Source organism: Mycobacterium sp. DL440, from assembly GCF_011745145.1.
In the GTDB taxonomy this organism is placed as follows: Bacteria; Actinomycetota; Actinomycetes; order Mycobacteriales; family Mycobacteriaceae; genus Mycobacterium.
In genome coordinates, this window is the sequence record NZ_CP050191.1 from 1,222,942 (window position 1) to 1,244,235 (window position 21,294).

At 65.8% G+C, this 21,294-nt stretch carries 19 protein-coding genes; 9 read left to right on the top strand and 10 right to left on the bottom strand.

All coding sequences use genetic code 11. The features are described 5' to 3' along the window. Positions 1–38: 38 nt before the first annotated feature. A complete protein-coding gene (locus HBE63_RS06075; RefSeq protein ID WP_166903947.1) occupies positions 39–1,535 on the bottom strand; it encodes an acyl-CoA carboxylase subunit beta in 1,497 nt (498 codons plus the stop codon). 139 nt (positions 1,536–1,674) lie between these two features. Here HBE63_RS06075 and HBE63_RS06080 point away from each other — a divergent pair, with 139 nt between their 5' ends. Next, positions 1,675–2,730, top strand: coding sequence for an LLM class F420-dependent oxidoreductase (locus HBE63_RS06080; protein WP_166903948.1), 1,056 nt, complete (start codon positions 1,675–1,677; stop codon positions 2,728–2,730). Beyond that, positions 2,727–3,962: a cytochrome P450 gene (locus tag HBE63_RS06085; RefSeq protein WP_166903949.1), complete on the top strand. Its 1,236-nt coding sequence runs from the start codon at positions 2,727–2,729 to the stop codon at positions 3,960–3,962. Before HBE63_RS06080 ends, HBE63_RS06085 begins: the two co-directional genes overlap by 4 nt. A 75-nt stretch (positions 3,963–4,037) precedes the next feature. On the opposite strand, the gene HBE63_RS06090 is transcribed toward HBE63_RS06085, so the two are convergent. The 5 genes from HBE63_RS06090 to HBE63_RS06110 form a co-directional block, all read right to left on the bottom strand. Then, a complete protein-coding gene (locus HBE63_RS06090; RefSeq protein WP_166903950.1) occupies positions 4,038–5,321 on the bottom strand; it encodes an amidohydrolase family protein in 1,284 nt (427 codons plus the stop codon). 92 nt (positions 5,322–5,413) lie between these two features. Then, on the bottom strand, positions 5,414–5,551 hold the full coding sequence (locus HBE63_RS06095) for a YbdD/YjiX family protein (RefSeq protein ID WP_243858537.1): 138 nt from the start codon (positions 5,549–5,551) through the stop codon (positions 5,414–5,416). Then, entirely contained in the window at positions 5,551–7,857 is a 2,307-nt protein-coding gene (locus HBE63_RS06100) for a carbon starvation CstA family protein (RefSeq protein WP_166903952.1), read from the bottom strand. The genes HBE63_RS06095 and HBE63_RS06100 overlap by 1 nt, the downstream gene beginning before the upstream one ends. Before the next feature lie 114 nt (positions 7,858–7,971). Beyond that, positions 7,972–9,495, bottom strand: a complete 1,524-nt coding sequence (locus HBE63_RS06105) for an ATP-dependent DNA ligase (protein ID WP_166903953.1) — start codon at positions 9,493–9,495, stop codon at positions 7,972–7,974. Between the two features lie 60 nt (positions 9,496–9,555). Then, a complete protein-coding gene (locus HBE63_RS06110) occupies positions 9,556–10,842 on the bottom strand; it encodes an NAD(P)/FAD-dependent oxidoreductase (protein WP_166903954.1) in 1,287 nt (428 codons plus the stop codon). A 46-nt stretch (positions 10,843–10,888) separates the two neighbouring features. On the opposite strand from HBE63_RS06110, the gene HBE63_RS06115 reads away from it, so the two are divergent. Further along, the gene (locus tag HBE63_RS06115) at positions 10,889–11,455 is read left to right on the top strand and encodes a TetR/AcrR family transcriptional regulator (protein ID WP_166903955.1); all 567 of its coding nucleotides are present in this window, start codon (positions 10,889–10,891) and stop codon (positions 11,453–11,455) included. Positions 11,456–11,467: 12 nt separating this feature from the next. On the opposite strand, the gene HBE63_RS06120 is transcribed toward HBE63_RS06115, so the two are convergent. Continuing rightward, a complete protein-coding gene (locus HBE63_RS06120; RefSeq protein ID WP_166903956.1) occupies positions 11,468–11,845 on the bottom strand; it encodes a glutamyl-tRNA amidotransferase in 378 nt (125 codons plus the stop codon). Between the two features lie 221 nt (positions 11,846–12,066). Between HBE63_RS06120 and HBE63_RS06125 the strand changes: the two genes are divergently transcribed. Both HBE63_RS06125 and poxB read left to right on the top strand, forming a co-directional pair. Continuing rightward, the gene (locus tag HBE63_RS06125) at positions 12,067–12,834 is read left to right on the top strand and encodes an SDR family NAD(P)-dependent oxidoreductase (protein ID WP_166903957.1); all 768 of its coding nucleotides are present in this window, start codon (positions 12,067–12,069) and stop codon (positions 12,832–12,834) included. Positions 12,835–12,905: 71 nt separating this feature from the next. Continuing rightward, positions 12,906–14,642 carry a ubiquinone-dependent pyruvate dehydrogenase gene (gene poxB, locus HBE63_RS06130; RefSeq protein ID WP_166903958.1) on the top strand — a complete coding sequence of 579 codons (1,737 nt, stop codon included), beginning with the start codon at positions 12,906–12,908 and terminating at the stop codon, positions 14,640–14,642. A gap of 4 nt (positions 14,643–14,646) precedes the next feature. On the opposite strand, the gene HBE63_RS06135 is transcribed toward poxB, so the two are convergent. After that, the gene (locus tag HBE63_RS06135; protein WP_166903959.1) at positions 14,647–15,321 is read right to left on the bottom strand and encodes a helix-turn-helix domain-containing protein; all 675 of its coding nucleotides are present in this window, start codon (positions 15,319–15,321) and stop codon (positions 14,647–14,649) included. Between the two features lie 161 nt (positions 15,322–15,482). On the opposite strand from HBE63_RS06135, the gene HBE63_RS06140 reads away from it, so the two are divergent. Both HBE63_RS06140 and HBE63_RS06145 read left to right on the top strand, forming a co-directional pair. Further along, positions 15,483–16,298 (top strand): class I SAM-dependent methyltransferase, encoded by an 816-nt coding sequence (locus HBE63_RS06140; protein WP_166903960.1) that lies wholly within the window; start codon positions 15,483–15,485, stop codon positions 16,296–16,298. A 29-nt stretch (positions 16,299–16,327) separates the two neighbouring features. Continuing rightward, positions 16,328–17,392: a phosphotransferase family protein gene (locus tag HBE63_RS06145; RefSeq protein WP_166903961.1), complete on the top strand. Its 1,065-nt coding sequence runs from the start codon at positions 16,328–16,330 to the stop codon at positions 17,390–17,392. Between the two features lie 85 nt (positions 17,393–17,477). On the opposite strand, the gene HBE63_RS06150 is transcribed toward HBE63_RS06145, so the two are convergent. Next, complete coding sequence (locus HBE63_RS06150) at positions 17,478–18,239, bottom strand: sulfite exporter TauE/SafE family protein (protein ID WP_166903962.1); 762 nt, start codon at positions 18,237–18,239, stop codon at positions 17,478–17,480. 230 nt (positions 18,240–18,469) lie between these two features. Between HBE63_RS06150 and HBE63_RS06155 the strand changes: the two genes are divergently transcribed. After that, entirely contained in the window at positions 18,470–18,925 is a 456-nt protein-coding gene (locus HBE63_RS06155; protein ID WP_243858539.1) for a homocitrate synthase, read from the top strand. Between the two features lie 85 nt (positions 18,926–19,010). On the opposite strand, the gene HBE63_RS06160 is transcribed toward HBE63_RS06155, so the two are convergent. Next, a complete protein-coding gene (locus HBE63_RS06160) occupies positions 19,011–20,492 on the bottom strand; it encodes a cytochrome P450 (RefSeq protein WP_166903964.1) in 1,482 nt (493 codons plus the stop codon). A 128-nt stretch (positions 20,493–20,620) separates the two neighbouring features. Here HBE63_RS06160 and HBE63_RS06165 point away from each other — a divergent pair, with 128 nt between their 5' ends. After that, positions 20,621–21,274 carry a TetR/AcrR family transcriptional regulator gene (locus HBE63_RS06165; protein ID WP_166903965.1) on the top strand — a complete coding sequence of 218 codons (654 nt, stop codon included), beginning with the start codon at positions 20,621–20,623 and terminating at the stop codon, positions 21,272–21,274. Positions 21,275–21,294 lie beyond the last annotated feature (20 nt).

Consider the following 21,294-nt stretch of genomic DNA (forward strand, 5'->3'; position numbering starts at 1 on the left):
TGAAAATGGGCAGTTTTGCGTCTGCTCGCGGGAGGAAGTTACGGCATGATCAGGGTGCGGGACACTGGCTCAGCCACCACCTGACGGCTGAAAATGCCGTGCTGCAGGGTGACCAGGAGCGCGTTGCGGGTCTCCTCGGGGGAGATGAGCTCGTCGAACCCGAGGTGGCCCGCTGATCGGAACGATGCCTCGAGTTCCATGCGCTTGAGCACCTCGGTGTAATCCTCGCCGGCGTGGGTGGCGGCGCTGAGTGCGGCCGCACCCATCGCGCCCATCGTCGCTCCGGGATAGGCGAACGTTGCGACCTGGTCGTCAAAACCCAGCAGCGACATGACCATCGAGCCGAATCCGAAGGCCTTACGCAGCGTGACGTGCAGCTTGAGCGTCGTCGCGGCGGTCTGAGCGGCGAACATGCGTGCCCCGCTGCGAAGCACGCCGCTGCGCTCGGAACGGCTGCCCGGCATCATGCCCGGATTGTCGGCAAGGAACACGATCGGCAGATGGAACGAGTCCGCCACCGAGATGAAGTGTGCGGCCTTGTCGGCGGCGTCGGCGTCGATGGAACCGGCCATCACCTGCGGCTGATTGGCCACCACCGCAACCGGATAGCCGCCGAGGTGGGCGAGCGCACAGATGATCGCGCGACCGAATTTCGGTTGCACCTCGAACCAGTCGGGCCGGTCGAAGATCTCGTCGATCACCGCGCGCATGTCGTAGATCTGGCGGTTGTCGCGGGACACGATGTCGAGAATCTCCGGGGTGAGTCTCGGGTCTGCGGTGTCGTCGGCAAGCCGGGTCGGCGGATACGACCATGCGCTGGACGGGAAGTAGGACAGGTAGCGCCGAATGTCGTCGATGACCGTCTCGTCGTCGTCGGCGTAGTTGTGTATCACGCCGCTGGCCAGCGCCACACTCGGACCGCCGAGATCCTCCTTCGAAATATCCTCTCCGGTGGACTCTTTCACCACCGGGGGACCGGCGGTGAAGATCGCCCCCTGGTCGCTCATGATGCTGAAATCGCATACCGGCGCAACCAGGGCTCCGTGGCCGGCTGACGGGCCGAGGATCGCCGATACGGTGGGCACCTTGCCCGAGCACTTCGCTTGGGCGATCAAATCGGTCGGGGTGCGTCCGTAGTGCTCGCCGCTGGGGCGAAAACCCGCGCCCTCCAACAACATCACGAGTGGGATCTTGTTGCGCAACGCCAACTCGGCCAACCGGTACCTTTTGGCGTTGCCGCCCGGGCCGATGCTGCCGGCCAGAGTGGTGAAATCCTCGGCGCCCACCATCACCGGCGTTCCGTCGATGCGGCCCGAACCTGCTACGAGCCCATCGGCGGCGATGTCGCCGCCGACCAGGGTCCCGAACTCCTGAAAGGTGCCGGAATCCAGCAGTCGCGCGATCCGCGCACGGGCGTCGAGCTTGCCCTTGCCGTGGTGCTTGGCCAACCGCTCGGGACCGCCCATGCCGCGGGTGTGCTCACGTCGACGCGCAAGGTCCTCGAGAGTTTCCTTCCACTCCGGGTCGTTCGTCATGCCGCCGTCCTTTTGTCGAGCGCTCGAGCTTGGGTGCTCCAGCCTACCGCCGTTGACCATACTGAATTGCTTACTGTAGCGTCGATCAGGTGCTCGCTTTGCGCATTGTGCAACACACTGGCAAAGGAATCTGTCGCCGATGAGTGACCCCGTTCCGGTCGCTGTCAAAGTCGACCGCGGCATCCCGAGCCGGCTCGCCGAAGTTCCGGATGTCGCCCGTGAGCTCGAGTTGAGCGGCTACGACGGATGCTGGACCGGCGAGATCAACCACGACCCGTTCCTGCCCTTGGCGATCGCAGCCGAGCACACCGAGCGGATCCAGATCGGTACCAGCATTGCGGTGGCCTTCGCGCGCAATCCGATGACCACGGCCCAGCTGGGCTGGGATCTGCAGACCTACTCGGGCGGACGTTTCATCCTCGGACTGGGCACCCAGATCCAGCCGCACATCGAGAAACGTTTCAGCATGCCGTGGAGTCACCCGGCGCGCCGCATGCGCGAGTACATCCAAGCGCTGCACGCGATTTGGGGCTGCTGGCGTGACGGAACAAAGCTGAGGTTCGAAGGCGAGTTCTACACCCACAAGATCATGACGCCGATGTTCACCCCGGAACCGTCGGCGCTGCCGTTCCCCAAGGTGTTCCTGGCCGCGGTGGGTGAACTGATGACCGAAGTGTGCGGTGAGGCGGCCGACGGGCTGCTGGCCCACGCGTTCACCACCCGGCGCTATCTGGACGAGGTGACCACGGTCGCGTTGCAGCGCGGCATGGACCGCAGCGGTCGTGATCGCGCCGACTTCGAGTTGTCTTGCCCCGTCTTCGTGGTCACCGGCGCCGACGAAGAGGAGATGGCCGCGGCGTCCATCGCGACCCGCAAGCAACTCGCGTTCTACGGCTCGACGCCGGCCTACCGCAAAGTCCTGGAGCTGCACGGCTGGGGTGATCTGCATACCGAACTGCACCGGCTGTCGCTGGCCGGTCAGTGGGACGCGATGGGTGAGCTCATCGACGACGACGTGCTCGGCACCTTCGCCGTGGTCGCACCGATCCCCGAACTGGCCGCGGCGTTGCGTCGCCGCTGCGAGGGCGTCATCGACCGCGTGCTGCCAGGTTTTCCCACCGCTGTGTCCCCGGAAACCGTCAACGCGGTGCTGCAGGAGTTTCGCGAATGCCCGCCAGTGAGGAGCAACGTATGACCGTCCGCACGATCGACGATGTCGCCAAGATGTTCGCCAGCCCGGCGGCGTATACCGACGAAGTCACATTGCACGCGGACCTGGCCCACCTCCGGGTCAACGCCCCGGTGTCCTGGGTCGAGGTAGACGAGTATGCCCCGTTCTGGGCGATCACCAAACACGCAGACATCATGGAGATCGAGCGTGCCAACGACATCTTCACCAACTCGCCGCGCCCGGTACTCGTCACCCGCGAGGGTGACGAGCAGCAGGCCGCGATCGGAATCCGGACGTTGATCCACACGGACGACCCACTACACCGCGACCTGCGGGCCATCGGAGCCAACTGGTTTCGGCCAAAGGCCATGCGCGCGTTGAAGGATCGCGCCGATGAACTGGCCAAACGGTTCGTCGACAGAATGGTCGACGAGGGGCCGGAATGCGATTTCGTGCAGCAGGTCGCCGTGAACTATCCGCTGTACATGATCATGACGCTGCTCGGCGTGCCCGAGTCCGACTTTGCGTTCATGCTCAAGCTCACCCAGGAGCTGTTCGGCAGCGACGACGACGAGTTCAAGCGCGGCACCAGCATGGAAGAGCAGGGCATGGCGCTGCTGGAGATGTTCCAGTACTTCACCGAACTGACCGCCTCGCGCCGGGCGAATCCGACCGAAGACCTGGCTTCGACGATCGCCAACGCCACCCTGGGCGGGGAGCCGCTGTCCGATATCGACACGGTTTCCTATTACGCGATCATCGCCGCTGCCGGCCACGACACCAGCAGTGCCAGCATTTCTGGCGGCATGCACGCGCTGCTGCAGAATCCCGACCAACTGGCCCGGCTGCAGAACGACATGAGTCTGATGCCGCTGGCGGTCGAGGAGATGGTCCGGTGGACCACACCGGTCAAGGAGTTCATGCGTACCGCGCAACAGGACTACGAGATTCGCGGTGTGCGCATTGCGAAGGGCGAGTCGGTACTGCTGTCCTATGTCTCGGGTAACCGCGACGAGGACGTCTTCGTCGATCCGTTCCGCTTCGACGTCGGGCGAGATCCCAACAAACACATCGCGTTCGGCTACGGCGTGCATTTCTGTCTCGGTGCCGCACTGGCCCGGCTGGAGATCAACAGCTTCTTCTCCGAGCTGCTACCGCGGCTGCGCTCCGCAGAGCTCGCCGGCGTACCGCAGCACATGGCGACGACGTTCGTCGGAGGTCTCAAGCACCTGCCGGTGCGGTATTCCCTGCGATAACGGTTCGCCGAGCAGACGCAAACCTGCCCACGTGAAAAGGGGCAGGTTTGCGTCTGCTCGCGGGGTAACGGGCCCCTACTCGCCCGAGTTTCCCCGCGCCGCGGCGTGCAGTGCGTCACCGCGGGTGCCCTGCTCGTGGTGGCTCAGTGCCTGGATCGAAACATCATGGCCCTCAGCCGATTTACGCAGTGCACCCACGGTGGCCTGCTCCCGCGCGATGTGGGTGAACGGATCGAACGAGTACCAGCGCATGGCGTTCTCGTGCGTCATCTTGTTGATCTCGTCGTCGGGCACGTTGTTCTCGGTCAGCACGTCCCACAGTTCCTCGGGAGCGCCCGGCCACATGGAGTCGCTGTGCGGATAGTCGGCTTCCCAACTGATGTTGTCGATTCCGATCCTGTCCCGCAGAGCCACGCCGACCGGGTCGGAGATGAAGCAGGTCAGGAAGTGCTCACGGAACACCTCGCTGGGCAGCTTGTCGCCGAAGTTCTGGTGCGTCCAGGTCGAGTGCATCTCGTAGGTGCGGTCGACGCGCTCCAGGAAATACGGAATCCACCCCGTGCCGCCCTCCGACAGCCCGATTTTCAGATCCGGATAGTCCTTGATGGGCTTGGACCACAACAGGTCCGCGGCGGCCTGCACGATGTTCATCGGCTGCAGGGTGATCATCACGTCCAGCGGCGCGTCCGGTGCGGTGATGGCCAGCTTGCCCGACGATCCGATGTGCACATTGAGCACGGTGTTGGTGTCGCACAGCGCCTTCCACAGCGGGTTCCAATAGTCGTCGTGGAAGCTGGGGTAGCCCATCGCGGCCGGGTTCTCGCTGAACGTCAGGGCGTGCACGCCCTTCTCGGACACCCGGCGCACCTCCTGGGCGCACGCCTCGGCATCCCAGATCACCGGAAGCGCCATCGGAATGAAGCGGGCCGGATAGGCACCGCACCATTCGTCGATGTGCCAGTCGTTGCAGGCCTGCACCAGAGCCAGGGAGAACTCGGGATCCTCGGTGGCGAACAGGCGGCCGGCGAAACCGGGGAACGACGGGAAGCAGATCGAGCCGAGGATGCCGCCGGCGTTCATGTCCTTGACCCGCTCGTCGACGTTGTAACAACCCTTGCGGATCTCGTCGAGGCCCTGGGGCTCCAGGCCGTATTCCTCCTTGGGTCGGCCGGCGACCGCGTTGAGCGCGACGTTGGGGATGACGATGTCGCGGAACTGCCACGTGTCGCTGCCGTCGGGGTTGTGCACCAGGCGCGGTGCCTCGTCGGCATATTTCTTCGGAAGGTGATTCTTGAACATCTCAGGTGGTTCGACGATGTGATCGTCCACGCTGATCAGGATCATGTCGTCTTTATTCACGAACGCGCTCCATTCACGACGGCCTTACCGTATGGACGACAGTTTAGCTGGACGTGACGCCCCCAGGCCAGACGATCAGCAGATTCGTCGGCTCAGCAGCAGCGCGCGCCGGGGTTGGCCTCCGTGTTGCGGTGCCGCATCTTCCAGTAATCCCGCTCGGACAGCACCTGCTCACCGGGGTGCGTCCGCTCTCGGTGCGCGACGTAGCGCCGATAGTGGTTGTCGCCCATCAATGTTGACCAGTACCACCCGATGTGGCGTGCGGCCCGGCGTGTGCTCCGGGCAAGGTGTCCCACTGCTTCTGCACCTCCTTCTCGGCCGACGAGGCGATCAATCCTGACGGTGCGAAGATGCGCGAGGGCACCTCCTCTTCCACGGCCAGCGGCCGACCGGCTCCGCGCAGCGCCTGCAGCGCCATCACCACGCCCGCGATGAACACGATCAGCACCAGCACGGCGAAGACCACCGACAGCGTGCCCTGGATGAAGGTGTTGCGGATGACAGCATCGATCTGATCGGGGTTCTTCGCTGCCCCGAAGGTCGATTTGCCGGCTTCCTGGGCCGCGACGTACTGCGAATGCTGTTTCCAGTAGCCGACTTTCGGATCGGCGGAGAAGATCTTCTGCCAGGATGCCGTCATGGTCACCGTCAGATCCCACAACAACGGAAGGCCGGGTATCCAGGCCCATTTCACCAAGCCGCGTTTGATCACCACCACCGTGACCACCGTCAATGCGATCGCGGCGAGCAGCTGATTCGCGATGCCGAACAGCGGGAACAAGGTGTTGATGCCGCCCAGCGGATCCGTCACCCCCATCAACAGGATGGAGCCCCAGGCGGCGACCACAATCACGCTGCAGACCCAGGCGCCGACCCGCCAACTCGGATCGCGCAACTTCTTGAACGGTCCGCCGAGATTCCCTAGGCCGTCGGAGAGCATGAACCGCGCCACCCGGGTGCCGGCGTCGACAGTGGTGAGGATGAACAAGGCCTCGAACATGATCGCGAAGTGGTACCAGAACGCCTTGAGGCTTTCCCCGCCGAACACCTGGTGCAGTACCTCGGACATACCGAAGGCCAGGGTGGGGGCACCGCCTGTGCGCGACACGATCGAATGCTCACCGACGCCGTCGGCGGCCGCGGTGATCTCCTGCGCAGTGATCGGCTGACCGGACAGGCCAAGGCCGTTGACGTAATCGGCCGCGGTCTGCGCGGTGGTACCGGTGGCCGCCGTCGGCGCGTTGATCGCAAAGTAGAGGTGCTGGTTGAGGATCGCCGCGGTGATCAGGGCCATGATCGCGACGAACGACTCGGTGAGCATGCCGCCGTAGCCGATCAGCCGCATCTGGCTTTCCTTCTCCAGCAGCTTGGGCGTGGTGCCCGAGGAGATCAGCGCGTGAAAGCCCGACAGTGCACCGCAGGCGATGGTGATGAACAGGAACGGGAACAATGAGCCGGCGAACACCGGGCCCGTGCCACTGGCGGCGAACTGCGAGATCGCCGGCGCCTGCATCACCGGCCGAGCGATGAGGATGCCGATGGCCAGCAGGGCAATGGTGCCGACCTTCATGAATGTCGACAGGTAATCGCGCGGGGCCAGCAGGAACCACACCGGCAGCACCGAGGCGGCCAAGCCGTAGATGATGATGCACCACGACAGGGTGACCTTAGACAGCGTGAACCAGTCGGCGCCCCATGGTGTTTCGGCCACCCAACCGCCGGAGATGACCGCGAGCAGCAGCAACACGACGCCGATGAGGGACACCTCGGAGACCCGGCCGGGGCGGAAGAAGCGCAGGTACAGGCCCATGAAGATGGCGATCGGGATGGTCATCGCGATCGAGAACACGCCCCACGGGCTTTCCGCCAGTGCGTTGACCACCACCAGCGCCAGTACCGCCAGCAGAATCACCATGATGACCAGTACACCGACGATGGCGGCGACACCGCCGACCAGGCCGAGCTCGTCGCGCGCCATCTGACCGAGAGAGCGTCCGCGCCGGCGCACCGAGATGGACAGAACCAGGTAGTCCTGGACACAGCCGGCGACGACGGCGCCGATGATGATCCAGATCGTGCCGGGCAGATAGCCCATCTGCATGGCCAGCACCGGGCCGACCAGCGGGCCCGCACCGGCGATCGCGGCGAAATGATGACCGAACAGCACCCGCCGGTCGGTCGGCATGTAGTCCGTACCGTTGTCGAAAAGCTCTGCCGGAGTGGCATTCTCGTCACGAGGCCGGACGATCTTCATCTCGATCAGCCGGGCGTAGAACCGGAAGCCGATGACGTAGGTGCAGATCGCGGCGATCACAAACCAGACCGCGTTGACGGTCTCACCGCGAAAGAAGGCGATCACCGCCCAGGCGACGGCGCCCAGCACCGCGACGGTCGCGAAGATCGCTCTGTGCTTGGCGGTGATCGGAGAGCGGTCGATGACCGCCACCGGCGGAAGGTCTTTGTCGGTACGGATATAGGTGACGTCGCCGTCGTGCTCCTCGATGCGATCCGTTGGTGGGGCATCCGGTTGTGCCACGGTCTCTCCTCGCTCACCCAGTGTCATAGACGTCGGGTGTGATCTTTTCATCGAGCCAAACCGCGCGGCATCGAATCCCGGTTTCAGAACCCTAACCAGACGAACGGGGTCCCGTCAGGCGAGGAATGCACGCACCGTGTCGATCGTGTCGGCTTCTTCCGGGGTCTTGTCGTCCCGGTAGCGAAGAACCCGGGCGAAGCGCAGCGCGACGCCGCCCGGGTAACGGCTGGACCGCTGAACGCCGTCGAAGGCGATCTCGACGACCTGCTCGGGCCGGACCGTGACCACCCAGCCGTCGTCGTCGACCTGCAGTTCGCGAAACCGCTCGGTCTGCCAGATCAGCATCGCGTCGGTCATCCCTTTGAAAGTCTTGCCCAACATCACGAATCCGCCGGTGTCCGGATCCCGGGCGCCCAGATGGATGTTGGACAACTTGCCGGTGCGTCGCCCCGACCCCCGCTCGACCGCCAGCACCACCAGGTCCAGGGTGTGCACGGGCTTGACCTTGAGCCAACCGGCGCCGCGACGGCCGGCCTCATAGGGCGCCGTCGGCGCCTTCGCCATCACGCCCTCGTGGCCGGCGGCCAGCGTGCGGTCCAGGAACTGCTGTGCGGCGGCGGCGTCGGCAGTGATGACGCGATCGACGCGCCGGTCTCGCGGTACCAGCGCGTCAAGCGACGCCAGCCGCTGATCGGTCGGCAGATCGAGCAGATCCTGGCCATCGATGTGCAGCAGATCGAAGAAGAAGACCGACAGCGGTTCGAGATCGTTCGGAGTCTTGCGGCCGAACCGAGCCGCGGTGACCTGAAACGGGTGGGGCCGTCGATCGGGCCGCAGTGCGATGGCCTCTGCGTCGGCGATCAGATCGGTGGCCGGCAAGGCCAGCGTCGCCTCGACCACCTCGGGCAGTCGGTGGGTGACGTCGTCCAGGCTGCGCGTGAACACCGACACTTCCGATCCCTCGCGGTGGATCTGTACGCGGGCGCCGTCCAGCTTGGCCTCCAGAATCGCCGTACCGCCGAGCCGTTCGAGCGCGTCGGCGACACCGGTCGCGGTTTGCGCGAGCATGGGTCCCACAGGGCGCCCGACCTGTAACTGGAACTCGGCCAGCGCGTCGCGGCCACCGGTCAGCGCTGCGGCCGCCACCGCGGGCAGATCGCCGGCGAGCATCGCCGCGCGCCGGACCTCGGCCGCCGGGATGCCGGAGGCCCGGGCCACCGCGTCGGCCATCACCCCGGTCAGGGCGCCCTGGCGCAGTTCGCCGCCCAGGAGCCTCCGGAGGAACGTCTGCTCTGTGTCGGTGGCCGCCGCGAAAAGGTCGCGCACCGAATCGGCGCGCAGCGACTGAGAGCCTTTGCCCGCGATTCCTTTGATGTCGGTGAATGCGGTGTCGACGCCGCTGATGGTCAACGTGGGGATCTCCGCCGACGCCGGGAGTGAGCGCAGGGCGGCCCAGCCGACACCGATCTGGCGTTGGGGGAGCTCCCCGGACAGCCAGGACACGGTGACCGCCACCGTCTGGGCGTCGCCCTCGGCGGCGGCCAGGGCCAGCAGAGTCGCGATGCGTGTGATCTTGGCCAGCCGCGCCGAGGCTCCGGCGATGTCGGCGGATGCGGCAGCGACGTCGGCGAGCAGCATGCGTTCAGCGTCCCACGATCTGCCGACAACGCTGTCGAGGCAGTGCAACCGGGTAGCTGCCTACCTCACCGCCAGCAAGACGTCGCGCGCTGCACGTTCACCGCTGCGAACGGCGCCCTCCATATTGTCCGGCCAACTGCTGCGCCCTACGCCGGCGAAATGGATGAGACCGTGCGGACGGGTGAGCAGCGGTCCGAACCCGCACACTTGCCCAGGCGCGAACACGGCGTCACACCCGCCGATGTAACGCTCGTCGGCCCAGCGGAACACTGTCGGGCAGCGCAGATCGGCGCGGGTCTTGACGCCGAATGCGTCGGCCAGATCGTCCATGAGATCCGCATCGGACACGGCCCCTGCCATCGGGGGGACAAAGCCCGTGACTCGATCGTCACGCCGCCATGCACCCCAGAGGAAGCGGCCGCCGAGCACAGTGTTGTGTTTAACCGGATGTCCGGACGGCAAGCCGGCGATCACCTTTATGCCCGCGCCGACGTTCAATTGGGACAGCTCGGCGAGTGCGGTCGGCAAAGGTGGATCGAACTCGACGTGGGCAACCTGCGGAACCGGTGTTGCCACGATGGCGTGGCGTGCGTGCACCGTCAGCTGCCCGGCTTCGGCCACTACTACGCCACCGACCTGTTGGAGCCGATGCACGGGCGTGTTCAATCGGATGGATTCCGGGCCCAGCTCACGTGCAATGCGGACGCTGATCTCCTGAGCGCCCTCAGCGATGCGCCACTGAAATGTGGTGTTGGCGCTGCGAAGTGGGCCGCCTGCCAAGCGGAAGAACCACAGCATCTGCAGGAGGGACATCGAATCCAAATTCTGGCAGGCGGGCGATCCGATGAGCCGCTCGATGAGGTAGCGACCCTCAATGCCCAACCGACGGTCGTCGAGCCAATCGGCGACGGACCTGGCGTCGAGCCGTTCAGCGTCGGGCGCTGCCCAGGGCGCCGTCGGGTCGATACCACGCGAATCCCGCCCTGCGCACGCGAAAACCTTGGCGATATCGACCAAGGCACGTGGCGGTGGCAGCCGCCGACAGGTGTTCCCGCTCGGCAGGCGCCAGAGGACGGGGTGCCCGATGTTCCGCGCCGGTTCGGTGTGCAACCCCAGTTCGCGGACCAGCGCGCACATCCGCCGATGAGCGCGTCCTATCCATTCACCACCGAAATCGACTGTTCTCCCGTCGATTTCACGCGTGCGGGTGCGGCCGCCAACTTCGCCACGGGCCTCAAGGACCACAATTCGCCTACCGGCCCGCCGTAACGTACGCGCCGCGTTGAGGCCTGCAAGTCCGGCGCCGACGATCACAACGTCGACGGGATTGCGGGTATCGTCCCGCATAAGACGAACGTATCAGACAAATGTCTCATTCTCGAGGGGTGATTCGATGGCACGTCGACGAGGTAATCGCGAAGCGTTGCTTGAGGCCGCTGTCGCCTGCATCCAGGACCGCGGCTATGGCCGCACGACAGCGCGCGATCTCGTCGACGCCTCCGGCACCAATCTCGGTGCCATCGGCTATCACTTCGGTTCCAAAGAAGGGCTGCTCAACGAAGCGCTGGCTGAATGTGGGCGGCGCTGGCTGGAACAGATCGCAATTGTCGCCGCAGAGCCCGCGGATGGTGCGACCGACCACTGGCAGCAGGTCATCGCAGCGAGCCACCGCGCCGTGCTGCACGGCCGGCCGGTTGCTGTCGGCTATTTGGAGGCGTGGACGCAGGCGCAGCGTTCACCGGAACTTCGTCAGCAGCTGGCGGCGCACTACCGTGAATTCCGTGCTGCGGCAGCGGCCATCGCGACACCAGGCGGCGGGGGCGGCGATCCCGAAGGGCTGGCAGCTGTACTGGTTGCCGTCGCCGACGGTCTGATTGTTCAATGGCTGCTCGACCCGGATGCGTTGCCTGACCCCGAGCGGTTGGCCCGGGTTCTGATGCCGCTGGTGTCGTCCGCGTGACGGCTCAGCGCACTATCGTCGATCGACGCTGCAAAGGGTCTGGCTGAGAACTGCCGCCTGCGATCGCAGATCCGATGCTCGTTCGTGATGCCCGTTGGCGTTGTATTCGTCTGCCGCCGTGAGTCGTTCATCGACCTCGGCCTGAATCAGGCCGCGAATCTCGGCATCACTGAGCGCCCGGCGGGCGACCTCGGTCGAGCCCACCCCGGACACCGCACCCGCGATCGATCCACCGATGCGGGTATCCGTTTGATCGGCCCGCGGTGTCTCGGCGTTGTCGATGGCGCTCAACGCCGACCGGATCGCGGCTGTGCTGATGGTGTCGCGGGACTTACGCGCCGACAGCAGGGACTCGCGCAGTCGGTCGCGCCAGTGCTGGGCAGGGGTCATGGCAGGCCAACCTATGCGGTCTCAGTGGCGGCGTCGAGGGATTTACGCACGCTCATCAGCGGCGAGCGTGCGCTGATTGTGGACGAAATGCGGCGTGTCGGGGGACAGACACGCACGCGCGCGGTGCAAAGCGGTGCAAGACGAGAACCCGAAAGGCTTACCGGAAGGGTTGATGGGATAGGTTGCTTTACGATTTCGGTCATTTTTGGAAAGGAAGCTAGATGGAGATCGAAGGCAAGAAGACTATCGTCGTCGGCGGCGCGTCGGGCTTCGGCCGGGCCACCGCCGAGGCCTTGGCCAAGCGCGGCGCGAGCGTGGCTGTGCTGGACCGGCCGCAATCCAAAGGGCAGGAAGTGGCCGACGCGATCGGCGGCTCGTTCTTGGCCGTTGACGTCACCGACTTCGACGGCACCGAAAAGGTGCTGGAAGAGGCCGTCGGCGCACTGGGTGGCCTGCACATCATCGTGACCACGGCCGGTGGCGGCATCGGCGAGCGCACCATCAAGAAGGACGGACCGCACAGCCTGGATTCGTTCCGCTCCACCATCGACCTCAACCTGATCGGCACGTTCAACATCAGCCGGCTCGCGGCGTGGCACATGAGCAAGAACGAGCCCGTCGACGCAGAAGCCGAGGAGCGCGGCGTCATCATCAACACCGCCTCCATCGCGGCGTTCGAGGGCCAGATCGGGCAGGTCGCCTACACCGCGTCCAAGGCAGCCATCGCCGGCATGTGCCTGACCATGGCGCGCGACCTGGGCAGCCTGGGCATCCGGGTGCTGGCCATCGCGCCGAGCCTGTTCGCCACCGGCCTGACCGAGGGCATTCCCGACGAGTTCGCCGCGGTGCTCACCAAGGACGCCGCGTTCCCCAAGCGTCTCGGCAAGCCCGAGGAGTACGCCAAGCTCGCCGTCGCGATCGCCGAGAACCCGATGCTCAACGGCCAGTGCCTGCGTTTGGACGCCGGCCAGCGGTTCGCCCCCAAGTAGTGTGAGTTCCGGCGTGATCGACGGCGCCCAGCGTCATCGATCACGCCGGAATCGCATACCCGGGAGGCGTCATGGCGACCATTGCAGACCACTTCATCTCCGCCCTGACGTTGAGCGGGGTAAGGCGCGTCTACGGCCTTCCGGGTGACAGCCTCAACGGATTCACCGACGCCATCCGCCGCAGCGCCGATATCGCCTGGGAGCATGTCCGTCACGAGGAGACCGCGGCCTTCGCCGCGGCCGCCGATGCCGCCCTGACCGGTCAACTGGCCGTGTGCGCGGGCAGTTGTGGGCCGGGCAATCTGCACCTGATCAACGGCCTGTTCGACGCGCAGCGCAGCCGTGTGCCGGTGCTGGCCATCGCCGCCCACATTCCGCGCACCGAGATCGGGTCGGAGTACTTCCAGGAGACCCACCCGCAGGACCTGTTTCGCGAGTGCAGTGTGTATTGCGAACTGGTCAGCACCCCCGAGATGGCACCGCGCATCCTGGAGATGGCCATGCGCACGGCCGTCGAGGAAAACGGTGTGGCGGTCGTCGTGATACCGGGCGAGATCTTCCTGCAGCGCGCGGGGGAGAGCGGCTGGACGGCCCGCCCGGTGCGGCCCACCCGATCGATCCTGCGCCCCGACGACGAGTCGGTGCGCAGGGCCGCCGACATCCTCAACGCCGCCGAGCGGGTCACCATTCTCGGCGGGGCCGGCGTCGCGGGGTCCCACGACGCCCTGATCGAACTGGCCTCAACGCTGCAGGCTCCCGTTGTCCACGCGTTGCGCGGCAAGGAATTCATCGAGTACGACAACCCGTTCGACGTCGGCATGACCGGACTGCTGGGCTTCGCGTCGGGCTACAAGGCCATCAAAGAGGCCGACACCCTGCTGATGCTGGGCACCGACTTCCCGTATCAGCAGTTCTATCCCGAGGGCGCCACCGTTATCCAGGTGGACATCCGCGGGCGCAACCTCGGCCGGCGCACCCCGGTCGACCTGGGGCTGCGCGGCAGTGTGCGTGACACCTTGGCCGCATTGCAGCCGCTGTTGCGGCCCAAAACCGACCGCGATCACCTCGATCGATCCCTGAAGCACTACCGCAAGACCCGCGCCACCCTCGATTCACTGGCGGTCAACGACCGGGACAAGACCCCGATCCGGCCGGAATATGTTGCCGCGCTTGCTGACCGGCTTGCCTCCGATGATGCGGTGTTCACCTGTGATGTCGGGTCCCCGGTGGTGTGGGCGGCGCGGTATCTGACCATGAACGGCCGGCGCCGGCTGCTCGGGTCGTTCAACCACGGCACCATGGCCAATGCGCTGCCACACGGGATCGGCGCCCAGACCGCGTTTCCCGGCCGGCAGGTGGTCGCCCTGGCCGGTGACGGCGGGCTGACCATGCTCTTCGGCGAGCTGGTGACGCTGATCCAGAACAAGCTGCCGGTCAAGGTGATCGTGTTCAACAACTCGTCGCTGAACTTCGTCGAGCTGGAGATGAAGGCCGCGGGCATCGTCACGTTCGGCACCGACCTGGTCAACCCCGATTTCGCCGCTGTTGCCCAGGCCATGGGCATATTCGGCAGGCGGGTCACTGAACCGGCAGACCTCGAACGCGCCATCGCCGACGCATTCGCCCACGATGGCCCGGCCCTGATCGACGTGCACACCGCGCGTCAGGAACTGTCGATACCCCCGGCGATCACCGTCGAACAGGCAAAGGGCTTCTCGCTGTACGCGATCCGCACCATCCTGGCCGGGCGTGCCGACGAACTGCTCGACCTGGTCACCACCAACGTGGCCCGCCGCATCCTGGACTGAGCGCTCAGGCCGGCCGGGGAATCGTGGCCGCCGTGCTCTGGCCCAGCCATTTCGGGATCGCCCGGCGGACATCGCTGGACCCCGACAGCGCCACACTCCCGTCGAGCACCGCCCGCGCCCAGCCGGCATCGCCGCGCCAGATCTCGATCAATGTGCGCAGGCTGGTCTGCACGGTGCCGTCCACCTCGTAACCCGGATCGAAATCGCAGACGTCGGCCTGCCCGTCGCTCACTACCAGCCACCACCTCGACGCCTTGGGGTCGACACCATCGAGGACAAACGCGACCGTGGTGCGCGAGCGCGGCCAGTCCGCAAGCGGAATGGTGCGGCGCATATCCCACATCAGCAGATGCGGATCGAGGTCCTCCTCGCCGAGTTCACCGATCCACCGCACACCCCACGACCCGAGCGCGTCGACCACGCCGGCAAGTTCCTGACCGCACGGGGTCAGGGAATAGCTAGTGCGCCCATCTATCTCGGAACGCTCGATCACTCCGGCGCGGGCCAACGACTTCAGCCGCTTCGACAACAGCGCCGGGGACATCTTCGGGACGCCGCGACGTAGATCGTTGAAATGTGCGCTGCCCCGCAGCAGTTCCCGGACCACCAGCAAGGTCCAGCGTTCGTCGAGCAGTTCCATGGCCTTGGCCACGGGACAGAACTGGCCATACGTCGACATGGGCGGTGTACCTCCCGGGAAAGTGCGTGGCTTTCTAAGTACACCGCTGTCGGGCCTCCGAAGCCAGTACAGATCCAGAACCAGACCCACTACAGATCTGGTACTGGATCGGGTGCGCCGCGCGGGATGACGATGGAGCCAACCTGGAAAGGAATCCCGCCATGAACGTCACGACCACCAATGATGAGCTTGAGGCCAAACACCGGGCGCTGTGGGCGTTGGGTGACTACGCGGAGATCGCCGCGAACATTGTGCGCCCACTGGGTCCCGTACTGGTCGAGGCCAGCGGCATCGGACCCGGTGACCGCGTACTCGACGTGGCGGCCGGGACCGGTAACGTGGCCATTCCCGCTGCCGCGACGGGTGCGCAGGTGACCGCGAGCGACCTGTGTCCGGAACTGGTCGAACAGGGCCGCCGGTTGAGCGCCGAGGCCCACGTGACCATCGACTGGGCCGAGGGCAACGCCGAGGCGTTGCCCTACGCCGACGATTCCTTCGATGCGGTGCTCTCCTGCATCGGGGTAATGTTCGCTCCGCACCACCAGCAGGCCGCCGACGAACTGCTGCGCGTCACCCGCCCGGGCGGCCGGATCGGGCTGATCTCGTGGACGCCAGAGGGATTCATCGGACAGTTGTTCGCCACCATGAAGCCGTATGCGCCCGCGCCGCCTCCCGGAGTCTCCCCACCGCCGCGGTGGGGAGACGAGCAGTATCTGCGCACCCTGCTGGGTGCCGGGCTCGGCGAGTTGACCTGTGAACGGAGGGAATTGGACGTCACCGCATACCCCGACGGTGCAGCGTTCCGTGATTATTTCAAGGCCAACTACGGCCCCACGATCTCGGCCTACCGGGCCATCGCCGCCGATGCCGATCGGGTCGCGGAACTGGACGCGGCGATCGCCGCACTGGGCGACCGGTTCCTCACCGGTTCCACGATGCGATGGGAATACCTGCTGACACTGGCGAACGTGCACTGATCCGGAAGGGCAGCTGGCACCATGGCTGCATGCCCGACGACGTACCGGAATTGCCCACGCTCAGCGCCCCCGATCAGGACGCCGTTGGACGCTGGCTGGGCGAGCAGGGGATCGGAACGACCCTGACCGACGTGGCGCCGCTGACCGGCGGGACCCAGAACATCGTCGTGGGCATGTGCGTCGACGGACGCCGAATGGTGTTGCGGCGCCCGCCTTTACATCCGCGGCCGACCAGTGACAAGACCATGCTGCGGGAGATCGCGGTGCTGCGCACGCTGGCGGGCTCGGCCGTGCCCCATCCGGGATTCATCGCCGCCTGCACCGACCTCGACGTGATCGGCGTGGTGTTCTACCTGATGGAGGAGGTCGACGGGTTCAACCCGGGTACCGACGTGAGCCAGGCCTACCGGGACGATGCCGACCTGCGCTACCGGGTCGGGCTGTCCTATGCGGGGAGTCTCGCGGAACTGGGCAATGTCGCCTGGGAGAACAGTGAGCTCGCCGCCATCCGCCGGCCCGGATCATTTCTGGCCCGCCAGGTTCCGCAGTTTCTCGGATTGCTCGAGAGCTATCGCCACGAGCAGTATTCACCCGAGTCGTTGACGGGCGTGGGGGAGCTGGCGCAATGGCTTGAGGACAACCGCCCGCCCGACGCCGAGCCCGGCATCATGCACGGCGACGCGCATCTCAACAATGTCCTGCTGCGCCGAGATGCCCCCGAACTGGCCGCGTTCATCGACTGGGAGATGTGCACGATCGGCGATCCGCTGCTCGATCTCGGGTGGATGCTGGTGTGCTGGCCCGACGACCCCAATCCCATCAACGCGGGGTCGGCACTGGCTGCGCTCGGCGGACTGGCCCACCGCAGTGAACTGATCGAGGCGTATCGCGCCGCCGGAGGCCGCCAGACCGACCGGCTGGATTGGTATGTGGCGCTGGCCTGCTTCAAACTCGGCATCGTCATCGAGGGCACCTGGTCGCGATACCTGGCCGGGCGGGCCAGCCGTGATGCCGGCGAGCAACTGCACGCGTCAGCGGAGAACCTCCTCGCGCTGGGTACGCGGATTGCCAAGGGGGACAATCCCTTCGAGTGACGTGCGAGCCCCCTGGCGAGCAGACGCTGCGGTACCCGGAAATGGACGAAATGGGGTGCATTCACGTCTGCTCGCGCTGGATGAGTCAGTACGTATCGAGGGCGAGCTTGACGGCAAGCGCCACACCCGCCGCGCCGATCAGAAACCGCAACGGGGTGGCAGGCGCGTGGCGAACCACGATCGGACCCAATCGGGAGCCGATCAGGCAACCGATACCCAGCGGCACCACCGCGCCCCAGTGCACCGGAGCGAAGAACACGAAGATGAGCGCGGCGACGGCGTTCGCGACGCCGGAGATGACATTCTTGCCCGCATTGGCATGCGCCAGCGTTGCACCACCCGCACGGAGCAACAGCGCAAGCAGCAGCACCCCGGCCGCCGCTCCGAAATAGCCGCCGTAGATGGTGATCAGGAAGATGGCGGCGGCTTCCGATGCGGCCCGGATCCGGTGCTGATTATGGTTGGCGATGCGGGATTCGCGGTGTTCGCGGCGCGGCAGGAGAATCGCCACGGACGCGAAACCGATCAGGATCGGCACCACCCGTTCGAACCCCTCAGCCGGGGTGGACAGCAGTAGTGCCGCCCCGGCCACTCCGCCGAGCGCGGCGACCGGAATGATCCGCTTGAGCCAGGCCCCTTGTCCGGCCAGTTCTGGCCGTGAGCCCCAGACCGAACCGACACCGTTGAACACCACAGCCACCGTGTTGGTCACGTTCGCCGTCACCGGGGGCAACCCGACCATCAGCAGCGCGGGGTAAGTGGCCACCGAGGCCAGTCCGGCGATGCTGCCGGTGAGCCCGCCGGCGATTCCGGCGAAAAAGAGCAGCGCAACGTCGGCGATACTCATGCGGCGTCCACTCCGCCGAGACTACGTAGCCACAAAGTGTTTGCGTGACCGGCCAGGCCGGGTCTAGCATCGCCAACGTGCCAAGGCGACTCGTAGTAGCAACCCGCAGCGGGGTCTGATCAGACCGACCCCCCGCTGTGGGTCGTTCGCTACTTCGTCGGTCACTTCCTCTAATCAGAGAAGCCCGGCACATGTATCTCACTTCACCAGCACCGCAATCGGGTGATCCGATGTCATTTTCGGCCCACTTTTCCACCCCGTTGCCGCGCGGCCTGCGCGACGCGGGCGAATCGACGTCCTGGGAGCAGTTCTTGGGCGAATACGCGGCCGGCCCCGGAGCGTTGAAACTGGGCCAGTGGACCTGCACCGATACGGAGCGTTCAGCCAGCAGGCTGGGGCCGCAGGCTCGCCACTACCAGGCCACATTGGCCCTGGGCGACACCATCAGTACCTTGACCGCGGCCGCCAGCGGACCCGTCGCCGCACTGACCGAGATGCTCTACGCGCGGGGGATCACGGTCGAGACGATGTCGTTTCACCAGCTGCCCACCGGCGGTCGGACCGCGACTTTCATCGAAGGCTGCGACGGCCTGCACAGCGAGTGGGCCATGGGGCTCGCCGATGATCCGGAGCAGTCGGCGCTGTACGCGGTGATCGCCTGCGCCAATCGGCTGATGGCGGCTTGACCGCGGCCTCACCGCGCCGAATGGCAGTTGTGGCACGCAAATTCCAGGAACGCGTGCCACAACTGGCCACTGGGCCTCGAATCGCTCAGTGCAGCGGGCGCAGCACGATCGGCATGCCGTCGATCGGTACCGGCATGCCGCCGTAGTCGTAGCTCGGCTGGTAATCCGGGCTGGCGAGCTCCAGCTTGTAGCGGCGCAGCAGCCGGTGCATCACGGTCTTGATCTCCAACTGCCCGAAAACCATGCCGATGCACTTGTGCGCGCCACCACCGAACGGGGCGAACGCGTAGCGGTGACGCTTGTGCTCGCTGCGCGGCTCGGCGAAACGATCGGGGTCGAACTTGTCCGGGTCGGTCCACAATTCCGGCAGCCGGTGGTTGATCGAAGGCCACGTCACCACGCTCGTCCCGGCCGGGATGAAGTAGCCCAGCAGTTCGGTGTCGCGCACCGCTTGGCGGAAGTTGAACGGCAGCGGCGTCATCATCCGCAGTGACTCGTTGATCACCAGGTCGTAGGTTTCCAACTTGTCCAGGGACTCGAAGTCCAGCGGGCCGTCGCCGATCCGCGCGGAGTCCTCGCGCAGCCGTTCCTGCCACTCCGGATTGGCCGCCAGGTGATAGCACATCGTCGTCATCGTCGAGGTCGACGTGTCGTGGGCGGCCATCATCAGGAAGATCATGTGGCTGATGATCTGGTCGTCGGTGAAGGACTGCCCGTCCTCATCGGCGGAATGGCACAGCACGCTGAACATGTCGGTGCTCTCCGACTGCCGCTTCTCGCCGATGCGGCTGGCGAAGTAATCCTCGAGGGTCTTGCGGGCCTGGATGCCCCGCCACCACTTCAGCGGCGGCACCGGAGTACGCACGATCGCGTTGCCCGCCCGCGTGGTCGTGGTGAACGCGTTGTTGACCGTGGTGACCAGTGCCCGGTCGGTGCCGGCCGGTACCCCCATGAACACCTCGGAGGCAATGTCGAGCGTGAGCTCCTTCATTGCCGGGTGCAGGAGGAAACGCGGGTCGTTGGCCACCCAGTCATTGGCCAGCACGCTCGAGGCGACCGAATCGATGTGCGAGATGTAACCGGTGAGCCGGGTGCGAGTGAACGCCTCCTGCATGATCCGCCGGTGGAACATGTGCTCGTCGAAGTCGAGCAACATCAGGCCGCCTTCGAAGAACGGGCCGATCACCGGATCCCAGGCGCGCTGCGAGAAATCCTTGTTGCGGTTGGAGAAGACCGCCTGCGTCGCGTCGGGACCCAGCGCCATCACCGACGAAAGGGCAGGGGACTGCGCGAAGTAAATCGGGCCGTGCTTGCGGTACAACTCCAGGATGAAGTCGGGGCCGCCACGGAAGATCTCGATCATGTGGCCGATGATCGGCAACCCGGAGTCGCCGCTGATCGGCTTGAGCCCGCTGCCCGCCGGAGGCTCGGCGAAGACGAACTGGTCCCAGTCCTTGGCCTTGAGACGCTTTTCCAGCGCACCCATGCCCGGCAGCGTGTTGGGCGTCGGGGTGAACCGGCGCTTGGCCTGATCGAGCAGGTACTGCGGGGTGCTGATGGTTGTCATGGGCCGCTCCTGACCAACAAAGTCCGACGAAGTGTGGTCGATGTCACCACTTGAGGCCATCCTGACTGCCAGACTTGACGCATGTCAAGTTTTGAACTGGCGCGTCGCGAGTGCAAAGGTCTAATGCCATGACAGCCGAATCGATCCCGGGGAGCAGCAATGACTCCACCGGGCGTCCGCAGGCCCGACGAAGCCGGGGTGACCGGCAACGCGACGCCATCGTGACGGCTGTGCGGGACCTGCTCGAAGAGCACTCGTTCGCCGATTTGTCGGTGAGCACCATCAGCGAGCGTGCCGGGGTAGCCCGGTCGGGCTTCTACTTCTACTTCGACTCGAAGTACGCGGTGCTGGCCGTGATCGTGTCGGACGCGATGGAACAACTCGCCACCTTGACGCACAACTATGCGCCCCGAGTCGCCGGTGAGACCCCCGCGGCCTTCGCCAAGCGGATGGTCGGCAGTGCGGCAACCGTCTTCGCCACCAACGACCCGATCATGTCAGCCTGCACCGTCGCGCAGAACACCGACGCGCAGATCCGGGAACTGATGAACGATTACGAGGACGCCGTGATCGGCCAGATCGTCGGCCTCGTCGAGCAGGACCAGGGCGCGCAGCCGATCAGCGATGACATACCCGCGCTGGTGCGGATGCTGGTGGCGACGACGGCGATGACGCTGTCGCACGATTCAGCTTTCGTCGGGCGGGGCACCGATCCGGCACGTGCACTCGACGTGGTGGAGCGACTGTGGCTCAACGCACTGTGGGGTGGCCAGGCGGGGTAGCGCCACAGGTAAGGTCACCC

Coding starts and splice junctions, on each gene's coding strand:
- HBE63_RS06160 (WP_166903964.1), bottom strand. CDS start 20,492: ATGACAACCATCAGCACCCCGCAGTACCTGCTCGATCAGGCCAAGCGC.
- HBE63_RS06085 (WP_166903949.1), top strand. CDS start 2,727: ATGACCGTCCGCACGATCGACGATGTCGCCAAGATGTTCGCCAGCCCG.
- HBE63_RS06105 (WP_166903953.1), bottom strand. CDS start 9,495: ATGCTGCTCGCCGACGTCGCTGCCGCATCCGCCGACATCGCCGGAGCC.
- HBE63_RS06140 (WP_166903960.1), top strand. CDS start 15,483: ATGAACGTCACGACCACCAATGATGAGCTTGAGGCCAAACACCGGGCG.
- HBE63_RS06150 (WP_166903962.1), bottom strand. CDS start 18,239: ATGAGTATCGCCGACGTTGCGCTGCTCTTTTTCGCCGGAATCGCCGGC.
- HBE63_RS06155 (WP_243858539.1), top strand. CDS start 18,470: ATGTCATTTTCGGCCCACTTTTCCACCCCGTTGCCGCGCGGCCTGCGC.
- HBE63_RS06110 (WP_166903954.1), bottom strand. CDS start 10,842: ATGCGGGACGATACCCGCAATCCCGTCGACGTTGTGATCGTCGGCGCC.
- HBE63_RS06095 (WP_243858537.1), bottom strand. CDS start 5,551: ATGGGCGACAACCACTATCGGCGCTACGTCGCGCACCGAGAGCGGACG.
- HBE63_RS06125 (WP_166903957.1), top strand. CDS start 12,067: ATGGAGATCGAAGGCAAGAAGACTATCGTCGTCGGCGGCGCGTCGGGC.
- HBE63_RS06135 (WP_166903959.1), bottom strand. CDS start 15,321: ATGTCGACGTATGGCCAGTTCTGTCCCGTGGCCAAGGCCATGGAACTG.
- poxB (WP_166903958.1), top strand. CDS start 12,906: ATGGCGACCATTGCAGACCACTTCATCTCCGCCCTGACGTTGAGCGGG.
- HBE63_RS06145 (WP_166903961.1), top strand. CDS start 16,328: ATGCCCGACGACGTACCGGAATTGCCCACGCTCAGCGCCCCCGATCAG.
- HBE63_RS06165 (WP_166903965.1), top strand. CDS start 20,621: ATGACAGCCGAATCGATCCCGGGGAGCAGCAATGACTCCACCGGGCGT.
- HBE63_RS06075 (WP_166903947.1), bottom strand. CDS start 1,535: ATGACGAACGACCCGGAGTGGAAGGAAACTCTCGAGGACCTTGCGCGT.
- HBE63_RS06120 (WP_166903956.1), bottom strand. CDS start 11,845: ATGACCCCTGCCCAGCACTGGCGCGACCGACTGCGCGAGTCCCTGCTG.
- HBE63_RS06115 (WP_166903955.1), top strand. CDS start 10,889: ATGGCACGTCGACGAGGTAATCGCGAAGCGTTGCTTGAGGCCGCTGTC.
- HBE63_RS06080 (WP_166903948.1), top strand. CDS start 1,675: ATGAGTGACCCCGTTCCGGTCGCTGTCAAAGTCGACCGCGGCATCCCG.